The organism is Paenibacillus vini, from assembly GCF_018403325.1.
Classification (GTDB): domain Bacteria; phylum Bacillota; class Bacilli; order Paenibacillales; family Paenibacillaceae; genus Fontibacillus; species Fontibacillus vini.
Genome location: NZ_BOSL01000002.1, coordinates 40,743 through 54,679, shown reverse-complemented (window position 1 = coordinate 54,679; position 13,937 = coordinate 40,743). Strand labels below are relative to the sequence as shown.

At 55.0% G+C, this 13,937-nt stretch carries 8 protein-coding genes; 1 reads left to right on the top strand and 7 read right to left on the bottom strand.

Annotated features, from left to right (window positions below):
- Positions 1-27 precede the first annotated feature (27 nt).
- From addA to KJS57_RS03535, 3 genes are all read right to left on the bottom strand, one after another.
- On the bottom strand, positions 28-4,035 hold the full coding sequence (gene addA, locus KJS57_RS03545; RefSeq protein ID WP_213653820.1) for a helicase-exonuclease AddAB subunit AddA: 4,008 nt from the start codon (positions 4,033-4,035) through the stop codon (positions 28-30).
- Positions 4,029-7,562 (bottom strand): helicase-exonuclease AddAB subunit AddB, encoded by a 3,534-nt coding sequence (gene addB, locus KJS57_RS03540; protein WP_213653819.1) that lies wholly within the window; start codon positions 7,560-7,562, stop codon positions 4,029-4,031. The genes addA and addB overlap by 7 nt, the downstream gene beginning before the upstream one ends.
- A gap of 303 nt (positions 7,563-7,865) precedes the next feature.
- Positions 7,866-9,242 carry a class I SAM-dependent rRNA methyltransferase gene (locus KJS57_RS03535; protein ID WP_211019852.1) on the bottom strand — a complete coding sequence of 459 codons (1,377 nt, stop codon included), beginning with the start codon at positions 9,240-9,242 and terminating at the stop codon, positions 7,866-7,868.
- Positions 9,243-9,444: 202 nt separating this feature from the next.
- Here KJS57_RS03535 and KJS57_RS03530 point away from each other — a divergent pair, with 202 nt between their 5' ends.
- Positions 9,445-10,458, top strand: a complete 1,014-nt coding sequence (locus tag KJS57_RS03530; protein ID WP_213653818.1) for a Na/Pi cotransporter family protein — start codon at positions 9,445-9,447, stop codon at positions 10,456-10,458.
- A gap of 17 nt (positions 10,459-10,475) precedes the next feature.
- Here KJS57_RS03530 and KJS57_RS03525 read toward each other — a convergent pair whose 3' ends face one another.
- The 4 genes from KJS57_RS03525 to KJS57_RS03510 all read right to left on the bottom strand — a co-directional run bounded on the left by KJS57_RS03525 (position 10,476) and on the right by KJS57_RS03510 (position 13,936).
- Positions 10,476-10,907, bottom strand: a complete 432-nt coding sequence (locus tag KJS57_RS03525) for an NUDIX hydrolase (RefSeq protein ID WP_211019854.1) — start codon at positions 10,905-10,907, stop codon at positions 10,476-10,478.
- Positions 10,908-11,029: 122 nt separating this feature from the next.
- Complete coding sequence (gene mtaB, locus KJS57_RS03520; RefSeq protein WP_213653817.1) at positions 11,030-12,370, bottom strand: tRNA (N(6)-L-threonylcarbamoyladenosine(37)-C(2))-methylthiotransferase MtaB; 1,341 nt, start codon at positions 12,368-12,370, stop codon at positions 11,030-11,032.
- Between the two features lie 2 nt (positions 12,371-12,372).
- Positions 12,373-13,137, bottom strand: coding sequence for a 16S rRNA (uracil(1498)-N(3))-methyltransferase (locus KJS57_RS03515; RefSeq protein WP_213653816.1), 765 nt, complete (start codon positions 13,135-13,137; stop codon positions 12,373-12,375).
- 112 nt (positions 13,138-13,249) lie between these two features.
- On the bottom strand, positions 13,250-13,936 hold the full coding sequence (locus KJS57_RS03510; RefSeq protein WP_213653815.1) for a site-2 protease family protein: 687 nt from the start codon (positions 13,934-13,936) through the stop codon (positions 13,250-13,252).
- Position 13,937 lies beyond the last annotated feature (1 nt).

The following is a 13,937-nucleotide window of genomic DNA, read 5'->3' as shown; positions in this document are numbered from 1 at the left end:
CTAAAACTCCGTTAGTTGTCTTGTTGCTCAAACCTTGACGGCTTCGCCGCTATCAAAGAAATACAACCATTTCTCATCCACGGGAACGCCGGTAATTTGCTTCACAGCGGAAGCATAAAGCTCCAGCTGGAACCTGTATGCCTCAGCCAACGCGGTGACGCCGCCCCGGTGGGCCAGCACCTTGTCGCTTTTGTAATCCAGCAAAACCTGTTTGCCGTCCACATAGAACAGGCAGTCCACGATCCCCTGAATCAATACGGTCTCCTGATCCAGAATCTGCGCGATCCGAATACCAGTCCCTGATTCTTCTGTAAGTTGCCCGTTCATCGGCGGTGCAAGACGCGGATAGGCGTCGGCCGCGGATAAACCGTAACTGAACGGCATCTCCCGCCGGACCCAATCCGCTTTTCGCAGCATCTGCCCTAGAGGACTATTTAAAAATTCCGTAATTCTAGGCACATCCATCTCCGCAGTTTGTTCCTGGGTCATGATCTGTCGTTCCACCAGCAGAGCCAACGTCTCGATGACCGTACTCTCGCCGGGCTCCTTATCCAAAGGCAAATGCTGCATCACGGTATGGTAAGCGGTCCCCCGTTCGGTAGGAGTCATCCTCGCCTGTTCCATGAACCGCGGCCGGCGGAGATGAAGCTTGAAATCCACCTGTTCTGGCGATTGCTCCATCTCCTTGCGAAGGTCGGCTTCCGCAAAAACATCAAGCGGCGGCATCTCCTGTTCGGCTAACATCTTTTTCATTTCGGTAACCGAGGTCTTGGCCGAAATTTGCGTGGACAGCTCATAGAGGTAAGACCAGCCGAGCTTAACTCCAATCTGCCGGCCTGCTTCGCTGTCCTCCGGTTCTTTTACGCTCACGGGTCCTCCAGACAATAAAGCTTGGATCTGAGCGGAATTCACTCCTTGATCCGAACTTAATCCCGTGATCGGATTCTCCGCTTCTTTGGACACCGCCGCCCCAAGCATAGCAGACAACGCGATCTCTTGGGCAGGCAGGAAGCCGATAACCCAATCCGAGCTGCTGTCAGCGAAAATCGCAGGGGAGGTTTCGGGTAATCCCGCAAAACGCCGCAGCTCTGCCGCGGCCGGATGCCGAATGAGCGACGGCCCGATCCAGTCCAGATAAGACCTCCCCCGGGCAAGCAGGTAATCGGGCAGTTTTTCTTCCCGGATTTCCAGCGCACCGCTCCAATTCTCAACCGCTGCAGTTAGATCCTTGACCGAGGAGATCAGAATCAGCTTGTCCTTCGGACGGGTCAGAGCCACATAAAGCACGCGCATTTCCTCCGCGAGCAGCTCCATTTGCGCCCGCCGGCGGATTGCCAAATTCGGCAGCGTCGGATAACTTACGCGCAGTTCACCATCCACGAATTTCGGACCGAAGCCCATTTCCTTATGCATGAGGAAATTTGCATTCAAATCCTGCCGATTAAACATTTTGGATAGCCCGGCGACAAATACGACGGGGAATTCCAGCCCTTTACTCTTATGGATGGTCATGATCTGAACCGCATCCTCTTGTCCTCCGGCTGAAGCCGCGGCGCCCAGATCCCCGCCATTCTCACGCAGCCGGTTCACGTACCGCAAAAAACGGAACAGCCCCCTGGAAGAGGTCGTCAGTTCATATTGTCTCGCACGATCATGCAGCGCTCTTAGATTTCCTTGGCGCAAGGCGCCTCCAGGCAGGCCGCCAACCCAATCTAAATAACCGGTATCCCGGTAAATCCCCCAGATCAGCCTGCTAAGCTCGCCTTCCCTAGCCAAATTGCGCCAGGACTCAAGCTGATTCAAAAAAGCCTGCAGTTTTGCGGTAAGTAAAGGCGAAACTTCAGCGGAATCCTCTTCGGATAACTCCACTGGACCCTTCACGGGTATTCCGGATTGTTCACCGCCCCCGCCTGCGGCAGCGACCAGTGCTTCAAAGTAACTGCCTGATCCTGCAGCGAGCCGGATTTCCGCCAGCTCTTCCTCGGACAATCCGTAAATCGGCGACCGCAATACGGCGGCTAGCGGGATATCCTGCAAAGGATTATCTATAATTTGCAGCAGCGACAGCATCGTCTCCACTTCCGAAGCTTGAAAATATCCCTGGCTAAGCTCTCCGTAAGCCGGAATTCCCTCGATGCGAAGCTCTTCGATCATAACGGGCGCCCAAGACAAAGTAGAACGGAGCAATATAACCATGTCCCGGTATTCTACCGGCCGTAAATCTTTCAATTGCTTATCATAGATTCTCAGGGGCGGCCTTCCGCTCTCTCCCGTCAGTTCGCGAATTCGGGCGGCAATCGCCCGCGCTTCCAGCCGGACGGCCTCCAGTTCGACCGCAACCTCTTCTTCTGTTCCCGGTTCCATAGAATTTCCTTCTGCCACCGCCTCTCCTGTGCCGGAAGCGTGAGCTTCCGAGCTACGATCAACTAGCAACAGCTCCGGACGGTAGTCGTTGTCTCCGGCCGAAGCCGGAAATCCTTCGCCATAAACCAATTCCGCCCTGGCATCGTAGGCAATCTCCGCTACGCCCTCGTTCATGATCTGGCGAAACAGCAAATTGACCGCATCTACAACCTCACGGCGGCTTCGGAAGTTACGGGCCAAATCGATCCGTAATCCCCCGTCCTCAAAACTGTTACCATAGCTCCGGTATTTCTCCAAAAACAATCCGGGCTCCGCCAGCCGAAAACGGTAAATACTCTGCTTCACGTCACCGACCATAAAGCGGTTCCCGGGCCCCTCGCGGGAAATTAAGCGAACTATATCTTCTTGTACTGTATTCGTGTCCTGATACTCATCAAGCAGCACTTCATCATACTGGGCCTGATATTCCCGCGCCGCATCCGAAGGCACAGTCATTTCCGGAGTCGAAGCCGAATCGCGCAATATCTGCAGGCAATAATGCTCCAAATCGGAAAAATCGAGCCATCCCTTGGCCGTCTTTTCCCGTCTGTAGCGTTCGCCGAATTCGATAACCAGCTCAGCGAGTGCGCCCATCAATGGAGCAGCCGAATGAAGCTCCCCCAGGAACGCTTCCGCCGTCCTGCCGAATAACTGGCCCCGCAAATCGGTGACCATCTTCTTTGCTTCTTCGCGTAAGCCCTTTACCCGTTCCTGTATTTGCGGATCGGTCTGGTCTTTCTTGCACGGCTTTAATTTGCCGAACGAGGCGAGTTGGAACTTTCCGTACAGTCCGGACCATGGCCCATCCTCAACAGCGGACCGCAATCCCACAACCATCCCGAGATCCTCTTCCAGCGTCAAGGCATAAGGCTCGGGACCGCCGGGGGAAAGCGACAGCGTTTTGGCTTGGCGGAGCAGCTCCGCAGCCCCGTCCAGCGTAATTGACGTATCGGTTAAAATACTCGCCACCCAAGGGCTTGCCTCCAATGCCGCGGGATCGGGAGCCAGGAAGGAAGACGCCGCCTGCCGCAGCCAATGCTCCGGCCAGGAATGGCTTCGCGAGAAATCGTACAGTTTCTGCACAAGCGCAAACACGGCATCATCGCTTCTCTCGCCGCTGAACCAGTCAACCAGCGATAAGAAGGTGCCGCCCTCCTGCTCGGTGGCGTATTTTTCTTCAAACAGATCCTCCAGCACCTCCTGCCGGAGCAGTGCCGTCTCGCTTTCGGAAGCGATACGAAACCCGGGATCAAGCGGGATCAATGTGTAATACCGCTGGATAACTTCCATGCAAAAAGAGTGCAGCGTCGTAATCGACGCGCGGCCAAGCATGGCAAGCTGCCGTGTAAGATGCTCGCTGCCCGGATCCCTTTCCAGTTCTTTCTCCAGCGCTTCGCGAATCCGCTGTCTCATTTCCGAGGCGGCCGCTTTCGTAAAGGTAGCGACAAGCAGGCGATCGACACTCAGCGGCGCATCGGAAGCGGACAGCTTGCGGATAATCCGTTCAACCAGCACGGCGGTTTTGCCGGAACCTGCCGCCGCCGCAACCAGGATGTCGCCGCCTGACAGCGAAATCGCCTTCCACTGATCATCGCTCCAATAGCTGCCGGGCGGTTTGGGTATCGTCAACATGTCTCATCCTTCTTTCCATCCGGCCCCTCCAGCAGTTCCCACAGCTGGTCCTTACCGGGCTTGTTCAAAATTTGATAATCGCTTCCGTCCATCGACTCTTCGAACCGGCATACCGGCTTGAACGCACAATGCGTGCAGGCCGTCTCGGTTCCGAGGCGGTACGGCGCTATTTTAACATCACCGTCTGTAATTCTGGTGCCGATATCCACGATCGTTCGGCGTACCGAACCGAGCAGTGTCTGCCACTGGTCCGGCGTCGCGACGGAGGCGCTGCTGTAAAAGCCTCCATCCGCTTTCACCGCCACCGGCAGAATTTCGGAATGTCCTTTTTCCAGTTCCCCGTCCATCTGAGCGATTACGTCTCTGTCCGCCAGCAGCAGGCCTTTCATTTTGAACCGCTTCAGCAGCTCGGTCCGGGCCTCTTCCGCACTAAGTCCGTTGCTGCTCTGGAGCAAAGGGTTTTGCACATGAAAATAAAGCGTTCCAGCCGGCATAGCGGGCTGCCCAAGCCATTCTTCCGCCGAGCGCAGCAATACATCCAGATAAGTAAGCATTTGAAGCGACAGTCCGTAATACACTTCATGCAGCTTCAAATCGGTCTGACTGGATTTATAATCAATGACCCGCAGCAGAACGCCGTCTTCTCCTTCAGCCATATCAACCCGGTCGATGCGGCCGACGATTTCCATCACGCAGCCGTTCGGGAGCTCGAATGTCAACGGCGGAAGAGGCCGCCCCGGTCCGAAATCCAGTTCCAGACCGACCGGCTCGAAGCTGCCCCGCCGGGATTGCTCTCCCAAAATGACGGAGGCGCGGCCGACGATATTCTTCAGCTTGCGTGAGATATATCCGTACCTCTTCGTACTAAGCAATATTTCACCTTGAAGTTTGGGAGCCAGTTTATCCACCGCCGCATCCGCTTCCCTTACGCACTCTTCCGGTGTCAGACTGCCCCAGCTTCGGTTCTGTTCCTTAAAGGTTATCGCCATCTGGCTCAACGCCGCATGGAACAGCTGACCGATATCCGGCGCCTTAAGCCGATACAGCTGCCGTTCCTTCAGCTTGAGGCCATGTGAGGCGAAGTGAGAGAACGGGCAAGCTGAAAACTTCTCCATTCGCGATACGCTCGTACGGAGCCGCTTGCCGTACAATTTGCGGCTGGTAGCCGGGGAAAGTCCGCTGACCCTATTCCGGTAATCCAACGACCCCAGCAGACGGTCCACATATTCCTCCCATTCGGGCCGCTCCTTATACCACTGGAGCACGCTCCACCAAATCGGCGAAATAGGCTGTCCGGACTTCCATGCCCTTAGCTGGTTCATCAGCCGCGGCAGCGTCGGAACCGGGCGGCTGATAAATTCAAGCTGCTGCTCCCGGGGCGCGGAAGCCGGCGGAGCATCGTCGATTTGTTGTTCTTGCAGCATTCCCGCCGGAAAAATCTGCTTCATATGCCGAATCACTTCGGAGGGTAGCAGATTTTTGCCTTCCTCGTCCGCGGTCGGATAACTCAGCCACAGCGAACAGCCCGCCGCGGAAAGCGCTCCATAGATCAGGAAGCGCTCATCAAGCAGCCTGCGCGTCATGCCGGGAGCCAATTCAAGTCCGATTTCCTCCAGTCGCAGACGCTCCTGATCGCTCAGGATCCCCTCCTCCTGAAGATTCGCCGGCATGATTCCCTCGTTAATGCCCAGCAGGAAGGCGTGCTTGACATGGCGCGTCCGGCTTCGGTCCGTACTGCCGACCAACACCTGATCGATGGCCGGCGGAACGAGACCCAGCTGCAAATCCTTGAGACCCGTCTCCAAAATTCCGGCAAACAATTCGGAAGCCAGGTTTTCTTCGCCCATCATCTCCACGATCTGATCAAGCAGGTCGAGAACCGCGCTCCACAACTGCCGATGTTCCATCGCCTGCTGAGGATGTCCGCCCTGAAGAGCCCGATGAGCCAACAGATCCAATCGCTGCGGCGCCTCGGTCTCCTCAAGCAAGAGATAAACGGCTGCACACATGTCCCGTATTGTTTTTGCGCGCTTTAAGCGCTTCTCAAAGGCAGACAACGGCACCGTCACCGCTGCGCGGCAACGTTCAAGGAACTGGAGTCGTTCGCTCTCGGCGCGGTGCCGGCTAGCTTCGTCCGCTTCCAGCGACAGGCTTGGCGTCCCTTTCCATGGACGTCCGTCCGTCCAACGGTATCCCTGGATACCGCTGGCCAACACATAATTCTCTAATATGTCCATATCCGCCCGCGTCAGGCTTCCATCCATAGGAAGGAGGAACTCACTCTTCACGCAGCGGAAGACATCTTCGTATTTCCAAAATTTCAACGCCACGTCCAGCGCTCCGCGGATCAGTTCAACCAGCGGATGATGCAGAACGCTAGCCTTCTGGTCCATGAAAAAAGGAATTCCGTAATCTTCAAACACCGGCCGGATAATGTGCTCATAATCGCCGAGATTTCGTACAAACAACGCCATATCCCGCCAGCGCGCACCCTTATCCCGCGCCAATCTCAACATTTCCCGGGCCGCTCCCTCTACCTCGGTCCGGCGGCTTCCCGCCGAACGAAGGGACAGGGATTCCTCAAGGTCATCCGGTGCGGCACTTCCCGGCCATGGCGTCCTCCGGTCATAGGCCGACTCCAGATAAGACAGCGTCTCACTGCTGCGGAATCTCGGAAACGGGCGAGCCTTGAGCAGTTGGGCTGGCTGCACGTCCACGCCAACCGATTCGGCCAGTGCCCGCAGCTTCATGTACGTTGTCGCTGTTTGATGAAACAGATTCAACTCATGTGGAGGGGCGCCGTCGTCATAAGGCTTATCCAGCGTCAAGGCGACCGTGACCGATGAGGCAACCTGCATTAATACACCCAGCGCCTTATATTCCTGCGGAGTAAATGAGTGAAAACCGTCGATCCACAGATCGGCGCCGCGCAAGTAAGAAGAGTCCCGCGCGCCTTCGGCCAGTTTGACGACATGATCCTCAGCATCGATGTATAAGCTCGATAGCTCCGCGTCGAACTCGCGGTACAGGATGCTCAGGTCATGCAGCTTGTCCTTGAGCAGCGGAGATTCCCCAGCGGCTGCTTCCAGCAAGCGGAGATGTTCATCGAGCCGGGTAAAATCGGCATTATGCTTCTTCAACTCCGTGTACAGGGAATTGATCCGGTCGATCAGTCCCAACTGATCGCTGCCGTTACCGTACAACTTCAGATCCGCTTTGCGGCGTCTGAGAATTTTGTACAGCAGCATCTTCTTCCCTTCCTCACCGATAGGAACAAGGGCTGCACCGCCCGTCTCCTGCATGACGCGAAGCGCCAATCGACGGAAGCCGAGTACCTGCATGCGCACGGTTCCCCGCAGACCCGGGGCTCTGACTAGCGCCTGCTCGATCTGAAATGTTCCCTGCTCGGGAGCCAACAGCACCATCGGAGGACCCGACGGGTCCTCGCGAAGCTTCGATGTAATCTGTTCCAGAACCAGGCTGCTTTTGCCGCTGCCCGAGCGGCCTATGATGAATTGTAATGACATGAAATTGCCTCCCGCCTGCGAAGGCATCCATCCCTCGCCAATATGCGCTATTAATACTCCGTTTTTTCTACAGTTTACTATCCAGTATATCATACCAGACAAAAATAGGAATGTACGTTCCCCGCCCTGCAACAAAACAATCCCTTCCGGAACATCCAGAAAGGATTGCAATTAAAGTCCATTATTTAAAGAAGTTTAAGAAACTCTCAAGTGTAATCTCATTATCACACGAGTAAACAGATTAATCTAGTTGTTGTTACTTCTTACTTAAAATAGTAAAAATATGTTTTCCGGCAAATCCTACTAGAAATTTTTGCTGCGGACTTCGAACACGGCAAATTTCAGATAGTGTCCCTCATCCACGCCGAGGATTTGCGGATGGTCTTTACCGGCCGCCCGCCATTCGACGAGACGGAGGATTTTCCCAGCATCGACTGCGGCTTCCTGAATCGTCTCCAGGAAAAGGTCGGGGCGCATATGGTACGAACAGCTTGCCGTTACCAGATAACCGCCCTCGTTGACCAGCTTCATCCCATGCAGGTTAATGTCCTTGTATCCCCGGCAGGCACCCTTGACCGCTCCCCGGGTTTTGGCGAAGGCCGGCGGATCAAGGATCACGACGTCCCACGTCCGTCCGCCTCCGGCCGTCATAGGGACGGAAGTGTCGGTTTTGGCTTCACTGCCCGCCGCGGCCCGGTTGCTGCGTTCGGCCAGCCCTTTGACTTGGCTGCGCAGGTAGTCAAATGCATCCGCAACTACAAATTCAACACGGTCCTCGAAACCGTTCAGCTCCACATTGCTCTTTGCACTCTCGATCGCATGCTCGGAAATATCCAGGCAGGTTACTTTTTTAGCCCCGTATTGGCACGCATGCAGCGTAAAGCTGCCCGTATGGGAAAAGCATTCCAATACCGTCGCTCCATCCCAATAAGGGAAAGTCACTTCCTTGCCTTTGCGGTTGACCGGAACCCGGCGGGTCCCTCCCTCTTCATCCGGTATTTCCTGCAGCTCTATGCCGCTGCGCGCTCCCCATCCGGTCATGAGCGGCTTGATGGAAGCACGGTTTTCGCGCTGATCAAAGAAATATCCGGTCTTTTGACCCTGCTCAATGTCGACCTTGATCTTCAAGCCGTTCTCCGTAACCGTAACATGCCGCGGCGGGTTCCCGTATAACGGTCCTTTAACCTGCTCCAAACCCTCCATTTCCCGAATGGAAACGTCGCTTCGCTCATAAATGCCGACGGGCTGCAGTACAGTAACCAACGCTTCGACAATAGCGTCTCTGCATAGATCCATGCCCAAGGTCAGCAATTGGACCACCAGCACTTCGCCGAAACGGTCAACGATCAAGCCCGGCAAAAAGTCGGCTTCTCCGTACACAAACCGGTAAGCATTCTCATGAACGAATCGCTCCCGGTGCTTGAGGCATTCTTGAAACCGCTCCACGAAAAAGGCGGTATCCATCTTTTCCAACATGACGAAGGAAACGGCCCGAACCGTAATTTGCGATGCGGGATTATAATACCCGGTGGCCAGAAACCGGCGCCGATGATCCAGTACCTGTACCAGACTGCCCGCCGCCGGCTCTCCTTCCACACTCTCAATTTCACTCTTGTAAACCCAGGGATGGCCCTGTTCCAGACGCTTCTTGCGGCTGCGCGATAAAATAACGGATCCCACGATAATCACTCAACTCCTTAACTAGTTTGTTCGTTCAAATTGCTACAGTACTACCGTTCCTATTCCTGTGGCTGTCATCAGCTTTCTCATCGCCACTATAAGTCTGTACCGTACCCCGCATGGACTTCTGCCAAGAGGCATATATGTAACTTGTATAGGTTGTTCGATAAATGACGGAGCATAAAAAAGGAGGTCTTTACCGATGTTTCACGCCATCGTTTTTCCTGTCACTTTCGGACTGGCCCTCTTTCTGTTCGGCATGAAGGTGATGGAGTCCGCCCTTCATGCCTGGGCCGGCCCTAAGCTGATCCGGGTGCTGCATCTCACAACGAGAACGCCCTGGACCGGACTGCTGTCCAGCACCGTCGTATCCGCAGTCCTTCAGAGCAGTACAGCTCTCACAGTAATGACGATCGGGCTCGTGAACGCCGGGTTGTTGTCCTATGCCCGCACGCTCGGCATCATTCTCGGCGGCAACATCGGAACCTGCCTGACCACCGAACTGATCGCCCTGGATATTTCCAGTATTGGCGTTCCGCTCCTCTTTATATCCTTTCTGGTATGGGCCGCGGCCGTCACTCTATTGGAAATGCTCCCCGGTTGGAGGTCCGCCAAATGGTCCGGCCTGCTCATGCCGCTCCAATTCGGCGCCCTGGCGACCGCCGGATTCAGCCTCATCATGATTGCAATCCGCTGGATGCAATCGACCGGGCCTGCGCTCAAAACCTACGGCATCATCGACTGGCTGCTCGGCCACGCGGGAGACAGCCTGCTTTGGGGCGCGCTCGCCGGAGCTGTGCTAACCGCACTGATCCACAGCAGCGCAGCCACGATCGCAATGACGATGGGCCTGGTCGGCACCGGTGCCCTGCCGCTTGAGCTCGGCATCGCGATGGTGATCGGCTCCAATGTCGGCACCTGCGTCACCGCGCTGATCGCTTCCATCGGCGGAACGCGCTCTGGCAGCTTTGTCGCCTGGTCGCATGTCGTGCTCAATGTGCTGGGCGCAGTGGTGTTTCTCCCGCTGACGCCGCTGCTGGGAACAGCCTCGGCCTGGTTGTCCTCCGATCCGGCGGCACAGATCGCCCATTCACAAACGATATTCAATGTGGTCTGCTCACTTGCGGCCCTGCCGATCTGCTATCTTCCATTTTGGGCGCGCCTGGACCGTCCGCCAACGTCTCATAGCACTCCCAATGCACCCCAAAGAACATAATAGGGGTTGTTCTAAAACTAAACTTCCAGCTTTAGCATCCGCAGCGCTTTTTCCAAAATAAAATCATTGTTGTCATACCCGGATTTCAGCTGCTTTTCCCAAGCGTCCTTCGGTTCGTACCACGCCACGCTGCGGATTTCTTCCAGTTGGGGCCGAAGCTGGCCGCCCCGGCTTTCTACGAGGTAATAATGAACCTCTTTATCTACGGCTCCGTGAACGGGATGATTGTACGTATAGGCGATAATATCGATAAGGTCATCGATATTGCCGACTATGCCGGTCTCCTCCCTTATTTCCCGAAGCGCCGTTTCCTCTACCGTCTCCCCGGGCTCGCTTTTTCCCTTGGCAAAAGAAAGTCTGCCGTACCGGTCCGTAATAAGCTGAATCTGCAGCCGGCCGGCATTCTTGCGGTAAACAACGCCTCCGGCGGATATTTCCTTGTCCGGCATAATCCTCGCCTCCTTACCCCGTATTACCCCGATTCAAAACAAGGACTTCAACCCCGGCGGGGTGAAATCCCTGTTTATGTCCCATCCTATGTTCCACGGGTCTACCCGCTAACCTCTTAAATCTACGCCAACGCCTGCGCTGTTTCATCCAGAACGCGAACCAATTGGCCCTCGCTCGTATTCGCATCGGCCTTCGTCATCTTGACGCGGCAAATTTTGCCGGCCAGGTCCTGGGAACCGTCGAATTTGATTTGCAGATAGTTGTCGCTGAAGCCGGTCACGAAGCCTTCTCCCCAAACGCCCTTCTCATCGCGCTCGGGAATTACGTCCAGCACCTGTCCGACAAACTTCTCGGCATAAGCCTGTTGCATTTGCTCGGACAAATCGATCAATTCCTGCACTCTTGCATGCTTGATCTCTTCATCGACCTGGTCTTCCATGCGCGCTGCAGGCGTTCCGGTCCTTTTCGAATAAGGGAAGACGTGCATTTCCGAGAACCCGATCCGCTTAATTGCTTCGAAGCCTTCCCGGAACAGCTCATCGGTCTCTCCAGGGAAACCGACGATAATGTCGGTAGTGATCGCCACATCCGGCATGAACTCGCGGATCTTCTTGATCTTCCCTTCGAATTCCTCGATCGTATATTTCCGTCTCATCCGCTTCAGCACTTCATTACTGCCCGCTTGCAGCGGAATGTGGAAGTGGCGGCACATCTTCGAGGAGCCTTTCAGCACCTCAAGCATACGGTCGTCAATCTGGCTCGCCTCAATGGAACTGATACGAATGCGTCCCAGGCCCTCCACCTTGTCCAATTCCCAAAGCAGGTCGGACAGTCTGTAGTTGTCCAGATCATCGCCGTAACCGCCGGTGTGGATCCCGGTCAACACGATTTCGTTATAACCCGCGGCCACCAATTGGCGAGCCTGAGCTACGACGCTTTGCGGATCCCGGCTGCGGGACAGCCCGCGGGACCAAGGAATGATGCAGAATGTGCAGAAGTTATTGCAGCCCTCCTGAATTTTCAAAAAGGCGCGAGTATGATCCGCGAAATCGGGAACGTCCAGTTCCTCGAATTCCCGGGTTTTCATAATGTTGCGAACGGCGTTGATCGGTTTTCGCTGAGCTTGAATTTCATTGACGTACGGAATGATTTTCTCGCGATCCTGCGTCCCGATTACCAGGTCGACGCCCGGAATATCCAGAATCTCGGCAGGTGAAGTCTGGGCGTAGCAACCCGTCACAGCCACGATCGCGTCCGGATTGCGCCGAACGGCACGGCGAATAATTTGCCGGCTCTTCTTGTCCCCCGTATTGGTTACCGTACAAGTATTAATCAAATAAACGTCGGCCGTCTGTTCGAAATCGACCTGTTCATACCCTTCGTTTTTAAATAGCTGCCAGATCGCTTCTGTATCGTAAAAGTTCACTTTGCAGCCGAGCGTGTAAAATGCAACGGATGGCATCCTCACATTCCCCCCATTTCTCCAGATTCATACATGATGCAAGTCAGGGCGGCCATGGCGGCCGTCTCCGTCCGCAGGATACGCCTGCCCAGGCCGATGGATACAGCCCCCGCGGCTTCCGCTTCCGACACCTCGTTCTCGGATAAACCGCCCTCCGGTCCGACGATGACGGCGATGCTGCACGGCTGTCCGGCCGGATGCTTGCCGACGAGCGGCTTAAGCACGTCGCGAAGCTGCTGGCCGTGCTCCTTTTCGTAACATAAGCATACCAGATCATAAGCGGACAAGCCCTTCAACAGCTCGCGCCAGGATACCGGAGAATCCACGGCTGGCACGCGGCTGCGATGCGCTTGTTCGGCAGCTTCCTTGGCGATTTTACGCCAGCGCGCCGTACGCTTTTCTTCTTTTTTTCCATCATATTGAACAACGGTACGTTCCGACAAAAAGGGTAAAAACGAGGCGGCTCCGATCTCCGTACACTTCTGGATCACGGTCTCCATCTTGTCCCCCTTCGGCAGACTTTGCGCCACCGTCACCCGAAACCACGGCTCTCCCGAAGGTTCGAGCGTTTCTATGATTTCCGCCGTCACTTCCTGCGGATCTATCGCAATAATCGCGGCGAGCGCATCGCGGGATTCCCCGTCGCTGACGATCAGTTTATCCCCCGGCTTGGAGCGCATCACTCTGCCGATATGCTTCGCATCATCGCCGGTAATGGTAACCGTCTTCTCCCCGAACTGTGCGGGCTCTATAAAATATCGCTGCATTCGTCATCATTCCTTGAAATCGAACTAAAAATCACCAAAGACCATCATACAACTTTTGATTTGCGCTTTCCAGTACCTGATCCCGGTAAAAATATCTTATCTCTTCAGTCCCTTAAGCCCCGAATAAAGTGCGGAAGAAAATCAGAAAGTGTGCCGCCAACGAATGGGCCGCATTATACAGCGGAGCAATCGTATATCTTTGAAATCCCGGTACGATTAAGATAATCAGGAAAATGAGCACCGACCACTGTTCAAACTGCTGAAGCTTGCCCAGTACGCGGCGCGGCACCACATCTTCAAGAATCCGGTAACCGTCAAGCGGAGGGAGCGGAATAAGGTTAAATAAGCATAAGAAAAAGTTCATGACGATGAACAAGCTGAAGAAAATATGAACGGCTTGCGATAGTTTATCGTCGCCCATTAAAGGCGAAACAACGCCAAATTGCAGCAATGCCGCATAAATCGCGGCCCCCACGACCGCCAGCAGCAAATTGCTCAAAGGGCCGGCTACGGAGACGATTACGCCCATCAGGCGCGGCCTGCTGAAATTGTCCCGGTTGACGGGCACAGGCCGTGCCCAGCCGAATCCCGCAATCAGCAGCAGAATGATCCCGAGCAAATCGAAATGCACCGCAGGATTCAAAGTGACCCGGCCAAGCAGCTTGGCCGTCGGGTCACCGAATTTGTTAGCGAAGTAAGCATGAGAGAACTCATGAAGCGTAAACGCAATAACCAGCGTGATCAAATAAAAAGGAAGCTGGCTTAGCGGAACGCGCAATATACTATCCAGAAAATCCATC

Bases quoted from the DNA above. Each gene is read 5' to 3' on its own strand.
- addA (WP_213653820.1), bottom strand. From the start codon at position 4,035: ATGTTGACGATACCCAAACCGCCCGGCAGCTATTGGAGCGATGATCAG.
- addB (WP_213653819.1), bottom strand. From the start codon at position 7,562: ATGTCATTACAATTCATCATAGGCCGCTCGGGCAGCGGCAAAAGCAGC.
- KJS57_RS03530 (WP_213653818.1), top strand. From the start codon at position 9,445: ATGTTTCACGCCATCGTTTTTCCTGTCACTTTCGGACTGGCCCTCTTT.
- KJS57_RS03525 (WP_211019854.1), bottom strand. From the start codon at position 10,907: ATGCCGGACAAGGAAATATCCGCCGGAGGCGTTGTTTACCGCAAGAAT.
- mtaB (WP_213653817.1), bottom strand. From the start codon at position 12,370: ATGCCATCCGTTGCATTTTACACGCTCGGCTGCAAAGTGAACTTTTAC.
- KJS57_RS03515 (WP_213653816.1), bottom strand. From the start codon at position 13,137: ATGCAGCGATATTTTATAGAGCCCGCACAGTTCGGGGAGAAGACGGTT.
- KJS57_RS03510 (WP_213653815.1), bottom strand. From the start codon at position 13,936: ATGGATTTTCTGGATAGTATATTGCGCGTTCCGCTAAGCCAGCTTCCT.